Here is a 17,766-nt window from a genome sequence, read left to right as displayed (position 1 = left end):
GAATGAAGAGAAATTTGAAGGCCATACCTGTTCTGGTCGCCGGTTTGTTTACCTCACAGCTTTCTATTGCGGCGGGCTCCGTCTCTGCAGATCCCCACGCCGGGCACGACATGTCTGCCATGCAGATGCCAGCAGATGAGAATTTCACTGAGATGACGTCAATGGAGCCCATTGTAACTGAGAGCAGAACGCCAATTCCGCCTGTTACCGATGCCGACCGGAAGGCTGCATTCGGCAATTTACAGGGGCATGCGATTCACGACAGTGCGATTAATTATCTGGTTCTGCTGGATCAACTGGAATGGCAACGGTCGGATAACACCAACAATTTCAGCTGGAGTGTTAACAGCTGGATTGGAGGCGACACAGATCGGATTTGGCTAAAGAGTGAAGGTGAACGAAGCAATGGGGAAACGGAGGCGGCTGAAGCGCAGTTACTCTGGGGACATGCGGTTGGCCCATGGTGGGATTTGGTTGCGGGTGTCAGGCAGGATTTCAGACCTGCTTCTGCCCGGACCTGGGCTGCTGTCGGTTTTCAGGGGCTGGCACTCTATAATTTTGAGTCTGAAATTACGGGTTTTGTCAGTAATGGCGGAAAAGCAGCCCTTCGTCTGGGAGGAGAATACGACGTTTTACTGACTAACCGGCTCATACTCCAGCCATCCTATGAGGTGAATTTCTACAGTCAGGATGATGAATCGCGGGGTCGCGGCAGGGGACTGACTGACACAGAGCTGGGGCTCCGGCTGCGCTATGAAATACGCCGTGAGTTTGCACCCTATATAGGCGTTTCCTGGAATCAACTTTACGGGAAAACATCCGATATGGCGAAAAGAGAAGGTGAGAAAGACCATCAGGTAGTATTCCTGGCGGGAGCCAGAATCTGGTTTTAACGCACTGATATAAAACACTCAACTAAACAGGTAAATAAAATGTCGATTTTAAATAAAGCCATTCTTACAGGTGGCCTCGTTATGGGCGTTGCTTTCTCTGCTATGGCCCATCCGGAATTAAAAAGCTCTGTGCCACAGGCTGATTCAGCCGTAGCGGCCCCGGAAAAGATTCAGCTTAATTTCTCGGAAAATCTGACCGTGAAATTCTCAGGTGCAAAATTAACGATGACGGGTATGAAAGGCATGTCATCACATTCTCCGATGCCGGTCGCGGCAAAAGTGGCGCCAGGCGCTGACCCTAAATCGATGGTCATTATTCCGCGAGAGCCTTTACCCGCTGGCACTTATCGTGTTGACTGGCGCGCGGTTTCTTCAGATACGCACCCTATTACCGGTAATTACACCTTTACAGTGAAGTAATATTATGAACGACCTGATTATGATTGTTATTCGTTTTCTTCTTTATCTGGATTTGATGGTAATATTTGGATTGCCATTTTTTCAGATATATGGAATAAGCGGTGTCAGACATGAAACCTATAACCTGACTAATTTCAGGTCGTTTATAACTTTTGCTGTTGTTACAGGCATCATTCTTACTGGCATTAATATGCTCCTGGTATCTAATGCCATGAGTGGAGTAACTGACCTCAGAGAATTATCCATCCATGTTATCGAGATGGTGATAGAAGAAACTGATGTGGGTATTAGCTGGATTGTCAGGCTCTGTGCCCTGTTTACCACACTCGGTGCTTTGTTCCTTTACACTAATAAGAGAGTATTGTCCTGCCTGCTGATGACGATGAGTGGGGGCGTGGCGCTGGCTACACTTGCCTGGGGAGGACACGCCGTTATGCATGACGGTCTGCATTACTATCTCCATTTACTGAGCGATCTGACCCATCTCGGCGCTGCAGGTGCCTGGACAGGTGCTCTGGTTGCATTTGCTATCCTGCTGATGCGCAGAAACGAGCATAATGCACAGAGCGTCATTGTGATATCTGACTCCCTGGCAAAATTTGCCACGGCAGGAACGGTGATTGTTGTAGCCCTGATCCTGAGTGCGCTGGTCAACTATCTGTATATTGCTGAGGGTAACTTAACTCCCTTATTCAACAGTTCCTGGGGGAGGATATTGCTTGCCAAGACGGCTCTGTTTGTTCTGATGCTTCTTCTGGCTGCAGCAAACCGGTTTCACCTGGGTCCCCGGCTTGAAGTTATGGTCAGGGAAGGGAATTATGATCGCAGCGTTGCCCTGATGCGAAACAGCATCCTGACAGAATTCGTTGTTGCGATTATCATTCTGGGCGCCGTAGCGTGGCTCGGAATGCTTGCTCCGTCTCAGGTCAGCTAGGGGACAGCCAAAGCTCATGCGTGAGATTTTTACTTTCATATCAGCGAGTTGACCATGCAGCGTATTTTAATCGTTGAAGACGAACAAAAAACAGGTCGTTACCTGCAGCAGGGACTGGTTGAGGAAGGCTATCAGGCCGATCTCTTTAATAATGGCCGCGATGGTCTCGGGGCCGCGTCGAAGGGACAGTATGATTTGATAATACTGGACGTGATGCTGCCTTTCCTCGACGGGTGGCAAATCATCAGCGCACTGAGGGAGTCCGGGCACGAAGAACCGGTCCTGTTTTTAACCGCAAAGGACAACGTGCGGGACAAAGTGAAAGGACTGGAGCTTGGCGCAGATGACTACCTGATTAAGCCCTTTGATTTTACGGAGCTGGTTGCACGTGTAAGAACCCTACTGCGCCGGGCACGCTCGCAGGCCGCAACAGTCTGCACCATCGCCGATATGACCGTTGATATGGTGCGCCGGACCGTGATCCGTTCGGGGAAGAAGATCCATCTCACCGGTAAAGAATACGTTCTGCTTGAGTTGCTGCTGCAACGCACCGGAGAAGTGTTACCCAGGAGTCTTATCTCGTCCCTGGTCTGGAACATGAATTTTGACAGTGATACGAATGTGATTGATGTCGCCGTGAGACGTCTGAGAAGTAAAATTGATGATGACTTTGAGCCAAAACTGATCCATACCGTTCGCGGTGCCGGATATGTCCTGGAGATCAGAGAAGAGTGAGGTTCAAAATTTCCCTGACCACACGCCTGAGCCTGATTTTTTCTGCGGTGATGCTTACGGTATGGTGGTTATCAAGTTTTATCCTGATTAGCACCCTTAATGGCTATTTCGATAATCAGGACCGCGATTTTCTGACAGGTAAACTTCAGCTCACCGAAGAGTTTCTTAAAACAGAGACGTTCAGGAACAAAACGGATATTAAGTCATTATCAGAAAAAATAAACGATGCGATGGTGGGGCACAATGGCTTATTCATTTCTATAAAAAACATGGAAAATGAAAAAATTGTTGAACTCTATGCCAAAAATTCTGTTGTTCCAGCGGTCCTGCTTAATAAGTCGGGTGATATTCTCGACTATATGATCCAGACGGAAGAAAATAACACCGTGTACCGCAGTATCTCGCGGCGGGTTGCCGTGACGCCGGAACAGGGTAAAAGCAAACATGTCATCATTACGGTTGCCACGGATACTGGGTATCACACCCTGTTTATGGACAAACTCAGTACCTGGCTGTTCTGGTTCAATATCGGTCTGGTCTTTATTTCTGTTTTTCTGGGCTGGCTGACCACACGTATTGGTCTGAAACCGCTACGGGAAATGACCAGTCTGGCTTCCTCCATGACCGTACACAGCCTGGATCAGCGTCTAAATCCCGATCTGGCTCCGCCGGAAATCTCTGAGACCATGCAGGAGTTCAATAATATGTTTGATCGCCTGGAGGGGGCATTCCGGAAACTGTCAGATTTCTCGTCTGACATCGCGCATGAGCTGCGCACACCAGTCAGTAATCTGATGATGCAGACGCAGTTTGCACTGGCTAAGGAAAGGGATGTTTCGCATTACCGCGAAATTTTATTCGCTAACCTGGAAGAACTGAAAAGGTTGTCACGAATGACCAGTGACATGCTTTTTCTGGCACGTTCAGAGCATGGTCTGCTGCGGCTGGATAAACATGATGTGGATCTGGCAGCCGAACTGAATGAATTACGTGAGTTGTTCGAGCCCCTGGCAGACGAAACAGGAAAGACAATCACGGTTGAAGGAGAGGGCGTTGTTGCCGGAGACAGCGATATGCTCCGACGTGCTTTCAGTAACCTGCTTTCCAATGCAATCAAGTATTCTCCCGATAACACCTGTACAGCGATACACCTTGAGCGTGACAGTGACTGTGTGAACGTGATGATTACGAATACGATGTCCGGCCAGGTTCCCGCTAATCTGGAACGTTTGTTTGACCGGTTCTATCGCGCAGACTCATCAAGGTTCTACAACACGGAAGGCGCGGGGCTGGGATTATCAATTACAAGGTCGATCATTCATGCTCACGGCGGCGAGCTGTCAGCAGAACAGCAGGGGCGTGAAATTGTGTTCAAAGTGCGCCTGTTAATGGATTAATCCCGTTGTTCAGGAGAAACCTGGAAGGTGACAAAATTGTCATCATTCAGTCACGCGATAAACAGAGGCGGTTTTTTATAATTATTCATAAATCAGGAGCAGCGTGATAACACAATCACCTGGTTCCTGGAGTGATGATTAACCCGCCCTGAGATCAACTGCTTTCTCTGTTATAAGCCATTGATTGTTTGGGTATGTAAACACCGGAGACCCAACCATGAAAAAGATTCTCGTATCATTTGTTGCCATTATGGCTGCCGCTTCATCTGCCATGGCTGCAGAGACAATGAACATGCATGACCAGGTAAATAATGCACAGGCACCTGCCCACCAGATGCAGTCATCTGCTGAAAAAAGTGCAATTCAGGGAGACAGCATGACAATGATGGATATGAGCAGTCACGATCAGGCCGCAATGTCCCATGACATGATGCAAAACAGCAATTCTGCTGCCCACCAGGACATGGCTGAAATGCATAAAAAAATGATGAAAGCTAAACCCGGAGCTACCAACGAAACAGCAAAGTCATTTTCTGAAATGAGCGAGCATGAGAAGGCCGCAGCTGTACATGAGAAGGCGAATAATGGTCAGTCTTCCGTTGTTCACCAGCAGCAGGCTGATAAGCATCGCAGTCAGATCACCCAGAATTAACCCGCAGCTCCACTTGTTAGACCCTCATTTGACGCCGAAGTCACTGGCTTACGCTCCCGTCCGGGAGCGTTTTTTTTCCCATATATCAAACTTTAACTCTGAAGAGGTGGAAGTATCTGACCAACACTGTCACGTAACGCCAGATAACTACAAAAACACCTTTTTCCTCCTGTAAATTGCAGTTCCTGCAAGAACATCAAGGCATAATGTTGGAACAGCGTGTGATACACACTTAGCATCATGTTTTGTATGTGTTTTTTTAAAACTTTACAACTTTAAAGTCTTTTTCAGGTTAAAGGATACAACTTTAATGTCTCTACACAGCTGAAAAGAACGGTTAATATTTATTTTTTAGCGTGATGCCTCCTTAACGGGCCCACGCTTTTTATTGTGTGCATGGTGTTTTGTCTTCTTAAAAGGGTTGTCTATGTCTGCTGCTCATCTCGGTTTCCCGACGGAAACCGTTGTTGTCTTCGTGGTGATGGCCGTTGGGGCGATGTTTATCGACCTCTTCATGCACCGTCACGATAAACCGATCTCGCTGAAAAGCGCGGTTATGTGGTCCATCTTCTGGGTCATGATGGCGATGGCCTTCGCCGGATTCTTATACGTGCACCACGGCGCGGAGATGGCCAGTCTGTTCCTGACCGGCTATGCGCTGGAAGAGGTGCTCTCCGTCGACAACCTGTTTGTGATGATGGCGATCTTCGCCTGGTTCGGCGTGCCGGATAGATATCGTCACCGCGTGCTCTACTGGGGCGTGCTCGGGGCGATTGTGTTCCGCGGTATTTTTGTTGCCATCGGCACCAGCCTGCTGAGCCTGGGGCCGTATGTTGAGGTCATTTTTGCGCTGGTCGTCGGCTGGACGGCGGTGATGATGCTGAAACGCAATGAAGAGAGCGATGAAGTAGAAGATTATTCCAACCATCTGGCGTACCGCCTGGTGAAACGCTTCTACCCGGTGTGGCCAAAAATCAGCAGCCATGCGTTTATCCTGACCCAGAAAGAGGTGGATGCCGAACTGGAGAAGCCTGAAAACAAGGATGTAATGGTAGGCCGCGTGAAGAAGGCGAAGCGCTACGCGACGCCGCTGCTGCTCTGTGTTGCGGTGGTGGAGCTGTCCGACGTGATGTTCGCCTTCGATTCCGTACCCGCAATCATTGCCGTCAGCCGTGAGCCGCTGATTATCTACAGCGCAATGATGTTCGCGATCCTCGGCCTGCGTACCCTCTACTTTGTGCTGGAAGCGCTGAAGCAGTATCTGGTGCATCTGGAGAAAGCGGTGGTGTTACTGCTGTTCTTCGTGGCGTTCAAGCTGGGGCTGAATGCGACCGACCACTTCTGGCATCACGGTTATAACATCGGCGCCACGGCAAGCCTGTTTGTGGTGCTGGGGGTACTGGCGCTGGGGATTATTGCGAGCGTGATGTTCCCGGGAAAACGTGAGGCCTGATGTACCGCTTTTCTCCCTCTCCCTGTGGGAGAGGGCCGGGGTGAGGGCACCGGGCCGCACCTAACCCTTAATTGGTGAATTTCGGCGCTTGCTCGGATGATGAAAATGCCGCCAGTGTGGATCCTGCGCCGCCGCCAGCAACTCGTGGTCGCCACGCGTGTCGCCCCAGGCGCGCAGGTGATACGCGTTCAAATCCCCATACACCTTCTCCAGCCTCGCCACCTTCTGGGCACACCGGCAGTTGTGGCCGGTGATCCGCCCGGTCAGCTTGCCGTCTTTCACTTCCAGCTGCGTGCCAATCAGCTTAATACCGAGCTTATCGGCCCACGGCTGCAATACCAGCGCCGGGGAAGCAGAGCAAATCGTCACTTCCGCACCGGAATTGACCTCGTTGGCGACGGCCAGCACACCTTCCGGGCGCATCAGCTTGTTCCAGTATTTTTCACAGAAGGCTTCCGCCTGCTGACGTAACCAGTGTTCATCCACCCCCGTCAGGAAGGTTTTGATCAACACCTCTTTCAGCTCATCTCGCGTCAGCTTGCGGCGCACACAGTGCAGCGTAGGCAGGGCCATGCGCACCAGTCGGCCAGCAAAGTAGCGCTTGCCAAAGGCAAAGCGCAGGAACGGGATAAAACTGTCGTGGTGCGTCAACGTACCATCAAAGTCAAAGACAGAGAGCACGCTGGACTTCGCCACGGCTTCGTCGGCAATCATATTGGTCATAAATACGTCTTAGCTGAAATACACATTCTGTTCACTAGTTTACCTGCTTTACCTTCATAGTCCTTATATCAGGCCGCATTTTTTCCTGAACCTGTGGCCTGACGGGTCAAACTATGTCATCCACCACGCCACCGTCAACGCGCAGCGCCGCGCCGGAAGTCGCGGAGGCCTGCATGGAACAGACATACACCACCATATTCGCCACTTCTTCTACCGTTGCGGCGCGCTGAATAACCGAGCTGGGACGATTCTCCATCACGAACGCTTTCGCCAGCTGCTCCAGCGATTTACCGGTTCTTTCGATTTCGTCTTTCATCATCGCGGCAAAACCGTCCGACATTGTCGGGCCCGGCAGTACGCTGTTCACCGTCACGCCGCTGCCTGCCACGAACTTCGCCAGACCGCGCGCCAGCGAGAGCTGGGCGGTTTTTGTCACGCCATAGTGGATCATATCCGCAGGAATATTGCAGGCCGATTCTGACGAGATAAACACTACCCGACCCCAGCCCTTTTGTACCATGCCGGGCAATAGGGCACGGGAGAGGCGCACGCCGGACATCACGTTGGTTTGCCAGTAGCGTTCCCAGGTCTCGTCGTCGGTGGAATAAAAATCCTGCTGGCCATAGATCCCGGCGTTATTCACCAGAATATCGACGTGCGTGGCGACCCTGAGCAGTTCGTCAACGCCCTCCTGCGAGCTCAGGTCGGCGATGGCGGCACGGACCTGTACGCCAGGCACCACCTGCTGTAGCGCCTGAATGCCTTTATTCACCGAGTCGACGCTGCGTCCGTTTACGATCACTTCCGCACCGCTCTCCGCCAGCCCGCGGGCGATGGCAAACCCAATACCGCCGGTGGACGCGGTCACCAGCGCTACTTTCCCCGTTAAATCGATTTTCATCGTTCACTCCTTGTCGTTTTATGGTTCAAAACTTAAAGCGTAGCAGTTGACGATGACGGCTCCTGCTTAAAAAGGCGCAACAGCGTCTCAACCTGCTCGTCCAGCGGGCTGAGGGAGCGTTTGACGATGAGGTGCAGCGGCGTGGCGCGACGTACGCCGTGGCTGAGCGGCAGCGTTTTAAGGATGCCCTGCTGGAGCGGGGTCTGAATGCGTTCTTCCGGTAACCAGCCGTATCCAACCTGATACATCACCGCTTCGATCGCGGCATCGATAGTGGAGAATGTCCACGACTCCCCGGTGGGGTGAGTGGTGGGCTGGCTGTCTGCGATCTGAATGCGCGGCCACGGCCGTAGCATCTCGTCATTAAGCGGCGTATCCAGCGAAAACAGCGGGTGCGCGTGATGCGCGACGGCAACAAAATCGATATTCATCAGCCATTCGCCCAGGCCGGTAATGTCCTGGCGGCGGGTTAAGACCATCACGTCGGCTTCATCATTGAGCGCATCTGCGCGGCTGTTTTCCAGAACCTCGGTAAGCCGCACCTGCGTTTGCGGGTACAGCTGCTGAAACTGGCGCAAAATCGCGAACAGCCGGCTACGCGGAAAAATACTGTCTACCATCAGGTCGATACGGGTTCGCATCCCGCAGCGCAGGGTCGCAGCGCGCGTTTCAACATAGGCGAAGGCTTTCAGCAGCGGTTTAACCTGATTCAGCAACAGCTCACCCGCCGGGGTTAGCACGGCACGCCGTCCCTCTGTCATCAGGAGCGCCACGCCCAGCCGCTCCTGCAAAAGCGACAGGTTATAGCTGACCGAGGACTGGCTGCGGTAGGTCTCTTCCGCCGCCTTAGCGAAGCTGCCAGCCTCGATGACTCTCTCCAGCAAGGCCCACTGTTCGAGCGTCGTCTTGTGCATAATTAATCTAAATTTTGGATGAATTTGATTCAAACATAGCGTTATTCATTCATTTTTTGAAGGGGTACGATCGTCTCATCAAAACAAAGGAGACATCGTATGAGCACCTTCGATAAACATGATTTAAGCGGCTTCGTCGGCAAACATCTTGTATATACCTACGATAATGGCTGGAATTACGAAATTTACGTTAAAAACGAAAACACCCTGGACTACCGTATTCACAGTGGTCTGGTTGGCAACCGTTGGGTGAAAGATCAGCAGGCCTACATCGTCCGTGTTGGGGAGAGCATCTATAAAATTTCCTGGACGGAGCCAACCGGTACTGACGTGAGCTTGATCGTGAACCTGGGCGACCGCCTGTTCCACGGCACCATCTTCTTCCCGCGCTGGGTCATGAATAATCCGGAAAAAACCGTCTGCTTCCAGAACGATCACATTCCGCTGATGAATAGCTACCGTGATGCCGGACCAGCGTATCCAACCGAAGTGATTGATGAATTTGCCACCATCACCTTCGTGCGTGACTGCGGTGCGAATGACGATAGCGTGATCAATTGCGCGGCCAGCGAGCTGCCTGCAAACTTCCCGGAAAATTTAAAATAAGATCGAGAACAACGTGAACGGGACATTGGCCATGTTGGTTTTAACCGGCATGGCCGTTTTTTATGCCGCAGGAATACCGGAGTAAGTAACCGCTTCCGCCGTTAAGGTGAAAGGCGTAGGGGTACAGACCGCCAGGCTCAGCGAGCCGAAGCGTAGCTGACTGACCGGGAGCGACTGGGCGGTGCTGTCAATGCTGACTATCTGCCACGCGCTGCCGCCACGCTGTTTGACGATTGCCTCTTTGCGTGTCCAGATGCGCCAGAATGCGGAAAGCTGCTCTTCCGGCGCTTCACGTTCCAGCTCGTCATGTTCGGTGAGGCTGAAAACGGCATTTGCCAGCGCCTGCCAGTTCTCCCGCGGGCGGATCACTTCGATATCGCAGCCCACTTCACCTTCATCGCTCATCAGCAGGGCAATATCGTCCCCGCTGTGGCTCAGGTTAAACCACAGCGGATGGCCGTTAGCGAAGGCCGGTTTTCCCTGCTCGCCGTAAATTATCTCGGGAAGGGGCGAGGGGGATAAGGTTCTGGCGAGCAGCGTCCGGCCTGCAAGCCAGGAAGCGTGTCGTGCACCCTGAGGTGCCATGTCTGCGAGCGTTGACGCCAGCGGGTCCGCGCTAAGGGTGGAGATCTTTCCCAGTACAAACTGGTACATAGTTACGCCCAGCGTTTAATGATTATCGAGGTATTGATGCCGCCAAAGGCAAAGTTATTGCTCTGAATAAATTCGCAATCAATCGGGCGGGTTTCCCCCATAATATAATCTAAAGCGCCGCATTGCTCATCCGGTTGTCTTAAATTGAGCGTCGGCGTGAACCAGCCCTCCCGCATCATATGCAGACTCAGCAAGGCTTCCAGCGCGCCGCAGGCACCCAGGGTATGACCGAAATAACTCTTTAAGGATGAGATGGGCACGCTGTCGCCGAAAATGGCGGCGGTCGCCTGACTCTCGGCGATATCCCCGCGATCGGTTGCCGTGCCGTGGGCAGAAATGTAGCCAATGTCCTGAGGGCCAAGACCCGCCATCGCCAGCGACTGCTCCATACACACCTGCATGGTTTCACGCTGGGGCTGGGTGATGTGCGCCGCATCGCAGTTGGTGGCAAAGCCCACGATCTCGCCATAAATTGTCGCTCCGCGCGCTCTGGCGTGATCCAGCGCTTCCAGCACCAGCGTACCCGCCCCTTCGCCAATCACCAGGCCATCGCGCTGAACGTCAAACGGCGACGGCGTGGTTTTTGGCGCGTCGTTACGCTGGCTGGTGGCAAACAGGGTATCGAAAACCGCCGCTTCCGACGGGCACAGCTCTTCCGCGCCGCCTGCCACCATCACCGTCTGGTAGCCGTGACGAATCGCTTCCCAGGCGTAGCCAATCGCCTGGCTGCCAGAGGTACAGGCGCTCGAGGTGGGGATCACCCGTCCGCGCAGGCCAAAGAACAGCCCGGTATTCACCGCCGTGGTGTGCGGCATCATCTGCACATAAGTGGTGCCGGTGATGTTGTGGGTGTGCTTTTCGGTGAGCATAGAGGCAAACTCGCTGACCGGCCCGGTGCTGCCGGTCGACGAGCCGTAGGCGATGCCGGTCTGACCGTTGGTCAGCACCGCGTCGTCGATTAGTCCCGCCTGCTCCAGCGCCAGCTCGGTGGCGCGGGTAGAGAGCAGCGACACGCGGCCCATGGCGCGAATGCGCTTACGGGTATAGTGAGCGGGGAGAGTGAAGTCTTCAATCGGCGCGGCGAGCAGGGTTTGCAGGCCGTCATACGCCTGCCACTCCGTCATGGTACGCACCGCATTTTCATACTTGCGCAGACGGCGCGAGATGGTCGGCCAGTCCTCGCCGAACGCGGTGACGCCGCCCATGCCCGTAATCACTACCCGGCGGGTCATAGCATGCCTCCGTTAATCGAAATCACCTGACGCGTCACATAGCCTGCTTTATCCGACATCAGGTAACTCGCCAGCCCCGCGACCTCCTCGGCCTGGCCCATACGCTGCATCGGGATCATCGACATCGCCGCGTGCAGTGCGGCTTCGTCCATCTCGATCATGCCGGTATCGATCAGCCCCGGCGCGATGCAGTTGACGGTGATTTTGCGTTTTGCCAGCTCGGTGGCGAGCGCTTTGGTGGCGCCGATGATCCCGGCTTTCGCCGCGCTGTAGTTCACCTGCCCACGGTTGCCCATAATGCCTGACACCGACGACAGGGTGATGATCCGCCCGCCCTTGCGGGTGCCGATCATCGGCATAATGCAGGGATGAATGACGTTATAAAAACTGTCGAGATTGGTGTGGATCACGCTGTCCCAGTCATCGTCGCTGAGCGCAGGAAATGCGCCGTCGCGGGTAATACCGGCGTTACTGACCACGCCATACCACGCGCCGTGGTCAGCGATCTCCTGTTCCAGCACCGTGCGGCACTGCTCGCGGTTGCCCACGTCGAAGGTGAGTAAACGGCCCGCGCCGCCTGCCTGGACAATCGCTTCCAGCGTCTCCTGCGCGCCCGCTTCATCACGATGGTAATGCACGCCGACGGTGAAACCGTCCGCCGCAAGCTGAAGGGCGATAGCGCGGCCAATGCCTTTGCTGGCGCCAGTGACCAGTACGGATCTCATGATGGTGTTCCCTGGTTGAAAAGTGTGGTTAATTCTTCCTCGCTCGGCTGGAAGGTGTTCACGCGGCCCGTGGCGAGGGAGACACTATCCGCATGAATGGTGCACTCGAAGCTGCCAAAGCGTTCATCCTGCATCAGACGTTCGATGGTGATGGTCAGCGTGCTGCCTGCGGCAAAATGCCCTGCGTCGCACACCAGCTCGCGCGCGCCCAGCACCATGCCCAGCGCACAGTGCGGCAGCCCTTTTTGCATCCGGTGCCATTCAGACCAGACGCCCACGGTCTGGGCCATCAGCTCCAGCGCAAACCAGCCAGGCAGGTTGCCGTCCGCGTCCAGGAACGGGGCCAGAACGCCCCGTTCGTTCACCGTCACGCTGCAAACGGCGCGGTCATTGGTGACGCTTTCCACGCTCTCAAGCAGCAGCATCGGCGTGTCGTGAGGAAGATAATCCCCGGGAGGTAAGTAGTGCATCATACTCTCCCCAGCAGAAGGCTGGCGTTGTTGCCGCCAAACGCGAAGGAGTTTGACAGGATCACCGGTTTATTCAGCGGTGCGCTCTGGTGCAGTAGGCCGAAGGCGGGCAGGGTGTCGTCCGGCGCGTAGCGGGAAAAATCCTGCGGCGGCAGCGGCAGGCTTCGGGTCAGGATCAGCCAGCTCAGGGCGGCCTCGGTGATCCCCGCGGCGCCCAGCGTGTGGCCGGTAAGATGTTTCGTGGAGCTGCACGGCACGCGGTCGCCAAAGAGATCGTGGATAACCTGCGCCTCAATGCGATCGTTCAGCGGCGTGGCGGTGCCGTGCAGGTTGATATAGCCGACGTCCGCCGCCGTTATGCCCGCCTCGTTCAGCGCCTGGTTGATGGCGCGGATCGCCCCTTCGCCCTGCGGATGTGGGGCGGAAATATGGTACGCATCGCTGGATTCCCCCGCGCCCAGCAGCGCAACCTCGCCCGGCTCGCGGGTCAGCACCATCAGTGCCGCCGCTTCGCCAATGGTGATCCCCCGACGGTTGCGGCCAAACGGTTCGCACAGGGTCGGGGAGAAGGACTCCAGGCTGTTGAAGCCGTTGACCGGCATGCGGCTCAGGCTGTCGGCCCCGCCGACGATGGCGACGTCCACCAGCCCGGCGTCGATCAGGCGACGACCGCTGATGATCGCCCGCGCGCTGGAGGAGCAGGCGGTCGAAATGGTATACGCCGGGCCGTCCAGCGCAAGCCAGCTGGCGAGAAAGCGCGACGGATCGCCCAGCTCCTGCTGCGGATATTGCCACTGCGGGCTGCGCTCGCCGTTCTGCGCGCGGCGCACGTACTCATCACCCTCGTCCAGTCCGGAGGTGCTGGTGCCCAGCACAACCGCCACGCGGTCTCGCCCCACGCGCGCAATGGCTGCATCGACGGCGGGCCGGATTTGCGCAAGCGCCGCCAGCAGCAGCTGGTTGTTGCGGCTGCGATGCGCAGAAAAAGACTCGGGGAAAGGGGGAAGTTCACCCTCCACGCCTCCCAGCACGGCCTCGGGTAAGCCCTGTAGCCAGCCCGCACGCTGGCGCATCCCGGGGGCCACGCCAGCGATCAGGTTCGCCGCTATTTCATCAGCCGAGTTGCCGAGCGCGTTGACCATGCCAACGGCAGAAAGGTAAATCATCTCAGTCACCCAGATATTGAATGGTGATGTGGTAGTGAAAAGCGTGCTGCACAATGCTAATCGGTTCGCGCCTGCCGTTACGGTTCAGGTAGGCAATTTCCGTGACCAGCTTGCCATCGGAGTTGCGCAGTTCGCGTCTGGTGTCAGTATCGTTCAGCGTCCAGCCTTTCGGCAACTGCGGCTGCCAGGCGCTGAGCGGCCAGTGGCTCAGCATCACGTCGGCCAGCACCTGGCTGGCGGGCGGCAGCTGCGGCATCACAACCGACTGCTCGGTGTGGATCCCGGTGTCGTCGTAGGTGGCGAGGAACAGGCGGATCCCGACGGAGGAGAGGCCGGCAAGCGTCACTTTATTTCCGTCGGCGTTCAGCATCACCAGCAGCGACTGGGTCTGGCCTTTAAAACTGCCGGTAAGCAACTGCTGCGAGCGGATGGCAGGCGTGATGCCCGGCGGGGGCAGCGTGACGCGGGTGCCGGGCTGGAGCCAGGCCTGAGGGCGCGCGTCATCGCGGTTCGTCGTATGGCTACACCCCGCCAGCAACAGGGCCATCATCACTGCCGCCAGGCGAATGAAACGGGTCATGGTAAGTTCTCTTTGTTAGACGGCATCGCCAGCGGGGCGAGCAGGAACGCGGTGAAGATACCGCTCACCAGCACAATGCCAAAGCTGCTGATGGCCTGAGTGGTGCTGAATACCAGCATCCCCAGCGTCAGCAGGGTGGTCATCATGGCGAGGGTAATCGCCAGCATGGAGGTCAGCGGCGTGCCGCGCGGGTTGCTGAAAAACAGCGTGTAGTTGATGCCAATGCCGAGGACCAGCACCAGCGCCAGCAGGGAAAACAGGTTCACCGGATGGCCCGTCACGGCCAGCGCCGCCAGCCCGCCGCCCAGCGACAGCACGGACGGCACCAGCGCCACCAGCCCTTTTCGCCAGCCGAGACGTAGCATCGCGCCGCCGGCAATCACCGCCAGCGCCACGCCCAGCAGCCCCGACAGCAGCGAGCGGTAGAGCGCAAACAGGCTGTCGAAGCTGGCCTTACGGTCAACCCAGACGACCCCGGGATGGCGGGTGGCCAGCTCACCGAGCGCGGCGCTGTTTCTGACGCCATCGACCGGGACCAGCACACCGCTTTTGCCGTCCGGCAACGTCAGCCACAGCAAACGCCAGCCCTCGCTGGCCGGGCTGGCGAGCCACGCTTCCACGCTGACAGGCATGGCGTTCAGATTCGGGGCGACGGCATTCAGCCCCGTGCTTTGCAGCATTTTCGTCACCGTCGGCGCGGCGTTACGCAGAAGTTGCAGATCGCTGTTCTGCCGCGCCAGCGAGTTCAGCGGCAGGGTGCGCCAGCGGGTTAATTCTCCGGCTTTTTGCGCCTGCGCCAGCGCCGGGGTAAACGCCTCCAGCCGCTCCAGCGTTTCCTGAGCCGACGCGCCGTACACCACGAACCACTTCTGATCGACATTTTGCCCGGTCAGGGCGGTGATGGTTTTTTCCTGCGCCAGAATGTCCTGCGGCAGCGCCTGAAGCCGGGCGATATCGTCATCCACCCGCAGGCTGGCGATCCCGATGGCGGAGAGCAGCGCCAGTGCTACCGGCAGCCCGACGGAGAGGGCTTTACCGTCGCGCCAGGCGTCCAGCCAGCGCTGCATCATCCCTCTCAGGGGGATCGGGCGGACCGGCATGCCCCGGCACAGCCACGGATGCCAGAACATTACCGTCAGGCACGAGGCGCTCAGCCCTGCGGCGGCGAACACCGCCATCTGACGAATGCCGGGGAAGGGGGCCAGCATCATGAAGAGATACGCCACGACGGTGGTCAGCAGCGCCAGAAGCAGCGCGTTACGTACCTTCGCCAGGCTTTGCCAGGGCGAGTGTTCCGCGCCGTGCACCATCCGCTCCGTGAGGTAGTAAATCGTATAGTCTGCCGAGATGCCGATGATGCTCATGCTCATCACCAGCGTCATCAGGTGCAGCTCACCGAACAGCAGGAGCGTCACGACCGTCCCCGCCAGCGCGCCGATGGCAATGGAGAGCAGACTCAGCAGCAGCGGACGCACGGAGCGAAACACCGACACAATCAGCAGGATCACCCCGAGCACCGTGGCGACGCCAAGCGTGGAAATATCGTTTTTAGCCTGCTGGCTGGCGTAATCGCTGTAGAACACCGTCCCGCGCGAGAGCAGCTGCGCCTGTGGATACTGGCTTTTCAGCGTCTGCTGCAACGCGTTGAGGGTGGTCACCAGCTGGTGGGTTTGCTGCATGTCAAACGACGAGCCCGCCAGCTCGCCGTGTAGCAGATACCAGTAGTTCCCGGCCGCATCTTTTGTCACCAGCCAGCCGTCCATCAGCTGCATCTTCTGGCTGTTCTTCGCCAGCGCGAGCTGCGCGCCGCGCATCAGCATCAGCGGATCGTTTTGCAGCTCCTTGCCGCTCACGCCGGAAAAGGCGGAGTAGAGCTGGGACAGGATCCACTGAGCCTGCGCTTCACCGCCGTTTTGCAGGCGGGCGCGGGTGGCCGGATCGACCAGGCCATTGCGGTGCTGCCAGAAGAAATCTCCCCAGGCCTGTTGCCCGGCGGCATCCAGCGGACCTTTTACGACACTCAGCGCCTGGCTGCGTTGCAGCAGGGTTAACCACTGCTGCGCCACGCGCGGGTCCGGCTGTTTGCCGGGGCTGACCAGCCAGATGAGCTGGCGGTCGAGGCGCTGCATAAATCCGTCGTTGAGAGCGGGAGGGATCGCGCCGAGCGTCTGTTTCGGCAGCATGGCGAGCACGCTGCTGTTCAGCCGCGAGCCAGGCAGCAGCGACAGCAGCACGCCCAGCAGGATCAGGCATACCGCGGCCCACAGCAGCGCCGGGCGCAGGGCGTTACGGTGCGGCAAAGCGCTGGCGTTCTGCATCAGTCAGGCGGGCGGGCGTCAGTTGGTGGCGGGAGAGGGCGATATCCGTCGTGTCGCCCTGCTTATCGTTCAGGCGAATGGATTCCAGACAGATCGCGCCCTTCAAATCAAGGGTGGAGAAAATCTTGTCCAGCGGCGTGGTGACGGGCGTCAGCACCAGCGACCAGCGGCCTTCGCCCAGGTCTTTGAAATCGACGCGGAAGTTCTCTTCCAGTACCTTGCGGTCGGCCTGGAACAGCGCCCGCAGCAGATGGTTGAACTGAAACATCTGCGGGTTAGTGTCGGCGGTAATGGTCTGCGGCGACTGACCGTTGACGATCTGCACCATCCGTTTGTCATCCAGCAGCAGCGTCATCGGGAACGGCGCTTTTTGATCCCACAGCAGGCCATTGTCACGGGCGATTAGCATCTCCCCCTGCGAGCGCAGGGGCTGAGGCATGTCCTTGATCGTGCGTATCTGTTCGAAGTGTGCGCGCACTACCGGTTGCTCCGCAAACCGCTGTTGCAGTTCATCCAGCGTGACCGCGTTCACCAGCGGGCTTACCAGCAGCGCGAGTAGCGTTATCCATTTCATGGCGCGATCCCCATGCGTTCGAACAGAATGGCCGGGCTGACAAAGCACATCTCCCGGCTTGCTTCTTCCACCGCCACCTGAATGGTGTAGCCGGTGGTGGTGCGTTTCCCGGTTTGCGCGTCGAAGATTTGATAGGCGATGCGCAGACGGTTTTCAACCTCTTCAATGTGGGCGCGGACGCGAATGCGCTGCTCGAAGGTCACCGCGTCGCGGTATTTCACCCGGGTATCCACCACCGGCCAGACGTAGCCGGACGCTTTCATCTGGCGATAGCCGTAATCAAACTGGTTGAGCAGCGCTTCGCGGGCAATCTCAAAGTAGCGGAAGTAGTTGCCGTGCCACACCACGCCCATCATATCGACGTCGTGGAACGGAACGGTGATTTCAACTTCAGCCGTAAAGCGGGGATCGGTCAGCAC

20 protein-coding genes and 1 pseudogene are annotated in these 17,766 nt (G+C 56.6%); 8 read left to right on the top strand and 13 right to left on the bottom strand.

Features of this window, described 5'->3' with window-relative positions:
* The first annotated feature begins 2 nt into the window (after positions 1-2).
* The 7 genes from pcoB to SK53_RS19555 all read left to right on the top strand — a co-directional run bounded on the left by pcoB (position 3) and on the right by SK53_RS19555 (position 6,484).
* Positions 3-893, top strand: a complete 891-nt coding sequence (gene pcoB, locus SK53_RS19590; RefSeq protein ID WP_001378118.1) for a copper resistance outer membrane transporter PcoB — start codon at positions 3-5, stop codon at positions 891-893.
* A 39-nt stretch (positions 894-932) separates the two neighbouring features.
* Positions 933-1,313, top strand: coding sequence for a copper resistance system metallochaperone PcoC (gene pcoC, locus SK53_RS19585; protein WP_000025662.1), 381 nt, complete (start codon positions 933-935; stop codon positions 1,311-1,313).
* A 55-nt stretch (positions 1,314-1,368) separates the two neighbouring features.
* On the top strand, positions 1,369-2,247 hold the full coding sequence (pcoD, locus tag SK53_RS19580; protein WP_229692861.1) for a copper resistance inner membrane protein PcoD: 879 nt from the start codon (positions 1,369-1,371) through the stop codon (positions 2,245-2,247).
* Positions 2,248-2,301: 54 nt separating this feature from the next.
* Positions 2,302-2,982, top strand: a complete 681-nt coding sequence (pcoR, locus tag SK53_RS19575; RefSeq protein WP_001188930.1) for a copper response regulator transcription factor PcoR — start codon at positions 2,302-2,304, stop codon at positions 2,980-2,982.
* Positions 2,979-4,379: a copper resistance membrane spanning protein PcoS gene (gene pcoS / locus SK53_RS19570; protein ID WP_001211180.1), complete on the top strand. Its 1,401-nt coding sequence runs from the start codon at positions 2,979-2,981 to the stop codon at positions 4,377-4,379. The genes pcoR and pcoS overlap by 4 nt, the downstream gene beginning before the upstream one ends.
* Before the next feature lie 217 nt (positions 4,380-4,596).
* Positions 4,597-5,031 carry a copper resistance system metallochaperone PcoE gene (gene pcoE, locus SK53_RS19565; protein ID WP_000723069.1) on the top strand — a complete coding sequence of 145 codons (435 nt, stop codon included), beginning with the start codon at positions 4,597-4,599 and terminating at the stop codon, positions 5,029-5,031.
* Between the two features lie 427 nt (positions 5,032-5,458).
* Positions 5,459-6,484, top strand: a complete 1,026-nt coding sequence (locus SK53_RS19555) for a TerC/Alx family metal homeostasis membrane protein (protein ID WP_015571505.1) — start codon at positions 5,459-5,461, stop codon at positions 6,482-6,484.
* Positions 6,485-6,551: 67 nt separating this feature from the next.
* Here the strand turns inward: SK53_RS19555 and SK53_RS24090 are convergent, their stop codons facing one another.
* The 4 genes and pseudogenes from SK53_RS24090 to SK53_RS19540 all read right to left on the bottom strand — a co-directional run bounded on the left by SK53_RS24090 (position 6,552) and on the right by SK53_RS19540 (position 9,022).
* Entirely contained in the window at positions 6,552-6,599 is a 48-nt protein-coding gene (locus tag SK53_RS24090; RefSeq protein ID WP_223831791.1) for a hypothetical protein, read from the bottom strand.
* A pseudogene (locus tag SK53_RS19550) lies at positions 6,599-7,198 on the bottom strand (HAD family hydrolase); the annotation flags it as partial. The gene SK53_RS24090 and the pseudogene SK53_RS19550, both read right to left, overlap by 1 nt.
* 115 nt (positions 7,199-7,313) lie before the next feature.
* Positions 7,314-8,108: an SDR family NAD(P)-dependent oxidoreductase gene (locus SK53_RS19545; RefSeq protein WP_022651983.1), complete on the bottom strand. Its 795-nt coding sequence runs from the start codon at positions 8,106-8,108 to the stop codon at positions 7,314-7,316.
* Between the two features lie 32 nt (positions 8,109-8,140).
* Complete coding sequence (locus SK53_RS19540; protein ID WP_047654397.1) at positions 8,141-9,022, bottom strand: LysR family transcriptional regulator; 882 nt, start codon at positions 9,020-9,022, stop codon at positions 8,141-8,143.
* A gap of 99 nt (positions 9,023-9,121) precedes the next feature.
* On the opposite strand from SK53_RS19540, the gene SK53_RS19535 reads away from it, so the two are divergent.
* Positions 9,122-9,628 carry a phenolic acid decarboxylase gene (locus tag SK53_RS19535; RefSeq protein WP_003861232.1) on the top strand — a complete coding sequence of 169 codons (507 nt, stop codon included), beginning with the start codon at positions 9,122-9,124 and terminating at the stop codon, positions 9,626-9,628.
* 60 nt (positions 9,629-9,688) lie between these two features.
* On the opposite strand, the gene acpT is transcribed toward SK53_RS19535, so the two are convergent.
* From acpT to SK53_RS19490, 9 genes are read right to left on the bottom strand one after another with little or no spacing between them, the layout of a single operon-like run.
* Positions 9,689-10,282 (bottom strand): 4'-phosphopantetheinyl transferase AcpT, encoded by a 594-nt coding sequence (gene acpT / locus SK53_RS19530; RefSeq protein WP_003861235.1) that lies wholly within the window; start codon positions 10,280-10,282, stop codon positions 9,689-9,691.
* Positions 10,283-10,284: 2 nt separating this feature from the next.
* Positions 10,285-11,514 (bottom strand): beta-ketoacyl-ACP synthase, encoded by a 1,230-nt coding sequence (locus SK53_RS19525; protein ID WP_023314986.1) that lies wholly within the window; start codon positions 11,512-11,514, stop codon positions 10,285-10,287.
* On the bottom strand, positions 11,511-12,242 hold the full coding sequence (locus SK53_RS19520) for a 3-ketoacyl-ACP reductase FabG2 (protein WP_026094333.1): 732 nt from the start codon (positions 12,240-12,242) through the stop codon (positions 11,511-11,513). Before SK53_RS19520 ends, SK53_RS19525 begins: the two co-directional genes overlap by 4 nt.
* Entirely contained in the window at positions 12,236-12,712 is a 477-nt protein-coding gene (locus SK53_RS19515; RefSeq protein ID WP_080316483.1) for a hotdog family protein, read from the bottom strand. The genes SK53_RS19520 and SK53_RS19515 overlap by 7 nt, the downstream gene beginning before the upstream one ends.
* A complete protein-coding gene (locus SK53_RS19510; protein WP_048209907.1) occupies positions 12,709-13,875 on the bottom strand; it encodes a beta-ketoacyl-[acyl-carrier-protein] synthase family protein in 1,167 nt (388 codons plus the stop codon). The genes SK53_RS19515 and SK53_RS19510 overlap by 4 nt, the downstream gene beginning before the upstream one ends.
* Before the next feature lies 1 nt (position 13,876).
* The gene (locus SK53_RS19505; RefSeq protein ID WP_048209906.1) at positions 13,877-14,455 is read right to left on the bottom strand and encodes a DUF3261 domain-containing protein; all 579 of its coding nucleotides are present in this window, start codon (positions 14,453-14,455) and stop codon (positions 13,877-13,879) included.
* On the bottom strand, positions 14,452-16,773 hold the full coding sequence (locus SK53_RS19500; RefSeq protein ID WP_048209905.1) for an MMPL family transporter: 2,322 nt from the start codon (positions 16,771-16,773) through the stop codon (positions 14,452-14,454). Before SK53_RS19500 ends, SK53_RS19505 begins: the two co-directional genes overlap by 4 nt.
* Positions 16,742-17,347, bottom strand: coding sequence for an outer membrane lipoprotein carrier protein LolA (locus SK53_RS19495; RefSeq protein WP_048209904.1), 606 nt, complete (start codon positions 17,345-17,347; stop codon positions 16,742-16,744). Before SK53_RS19495 ends, SK53_RS19500 begins: the two co-directional genes overlap by 32 nt.
* Positions 17,344-17,766, bottom strand: coding sequence for an acyl-CoA thioesterase (locus SK53_RS19490; protein ID WP_006812302.1), 423 nt, complete (start codon positions 17,764-17,766; stop codon positions 17,344-17,346). Before SK53_RS19490 ends, SK53_RS19495 begins: the two co-directional genes overlap by 4 nt.

The organism is Enterobacter sp. MGH119 (assembly GCF_001037675.1).
Classification (GTDB): domain Bacteria; phylum Pseudomonadota; class Gammaproteobacteria; order Enterobacterales; family Enterobacteriaceae; genus Enterobacter; species Enterobacter hormaechei_C.
This window is presented reverse-complemented; position numbering and strand designations above follow the sequence as displayed.

Excerpts from the sequence above, each read along its gene's own strand:
- pcoB (WP_001378118.1), top strand. The coding sequence starts at position 3 with ATGAAGAGAAATTTGAAGGCCATACCTGTTCTGGTCGCCGGTTTGTTT.
- pcoC (WP_000025662.1), top strand. The coding sequence starts at position 933 with ATGTCGATTTTAAATAAAGCCATTCTTACAGGTGGCCTCGTTATGGGC.
- pcoD (WP_229692861.1), top strand. The coding sequence starts at position 1,369 with ATGGTAATATTTGGATTGCCATTTTTTCAGATATATGGAATAAGCGGT.
- pcoR (WP_001188930.1), top strand. The coding sequence starts at position 2,302 with ATGCAGCGTATTTTAATCGTTGAAGACGAACAAAAAACAGGTCGTTAC.
- pcoE (WP_000723069.1), top strand. The coding sequence starts at position 4,597 with ATGAAAAAGATTCTCGTATCATTTGTTGCCATTATGGCTGCCGCTTCA.
- SK53_RS19555 (WP_015571505.1), top strand. The coding sequence starts at position 5,459 with ATGTCTGCTGCTCATCTCGGTTTCCCGACGGAAACCGTTGTTGTCTTC.
- SK53_RS19545 (WP_022651983.1), bottom strand. The coding sequence starts at position 8,108 with ATGAAAATCGATTTAACGGGGAAAGTAGCGCTGGTGACCGCGTCCACC.
- SK53_RS19540 (WP_047654397.1), bottom strand. The coding sequence starts at position 9,022 with ATGCACAAGACGACGCTCGAACAGTGGGCCTTGCTGGAGAGAGTCATC.
- SK53_RS19535 (WP_003861232.1), top strand. The coding sequence starts at position 9,122 with ATGAGCACCTTCGATAAACATGATTTAAGCGGCTTCGTCGGCAAACAT.
- acpT (WP_003861235.1), bottom strand. The coding sequence starts at position 10,282 with ATGTACCAGTTTGTACTGGGAAAGATCTCCACCCTTAGCGCGGACCCG.
- SK53_RS19525 (WP_023314986.1), bottom strand. The coding sequence starts at position 11,514 with ATGACCCGCCGGGTAGTGATTACGGGCATGGGCGGCGTCACCGCGTTC.
- SK53_RS19515 (WP_080316483.1), bottom strand. The coding sequence starts at position 12,712 with ATGATGCACTACTTACCTCCCGGGGATTATCTTCCTCACGACACGCCG.
- SK53_RS19510 (WP_048209907.1), bottom strand. The coding sequence starts at position 13,875 with ATGATTTACCTTTCTGCCGTTGGCATGGTCAACGCGCTCGGCAACTCG.
- SK53_RS19505 (WP_048209906.1), bottom strand. The coding sequence starts at position 14,455 with ATGACCCGTTTCATTCGCCTGGCGGCAGTGATGATGGCCCTGTTGCTG.
- SK53_RS19500 (WP_048209905.1), bottom strand. The coding sequence starts at position 16,773 with ATGCAGAACGCCAGCGCTTTGCCGCACCGTAACGCCCTGCGCCCGGCG.
- SK53_RS19495 (WP_048209904.1), bottom strand. The coding sequence starts at position 17,347 with ATGAAATGGATAACGCTACTCGCGCTGCTGGTAAGCCCGCTGGTGAAC.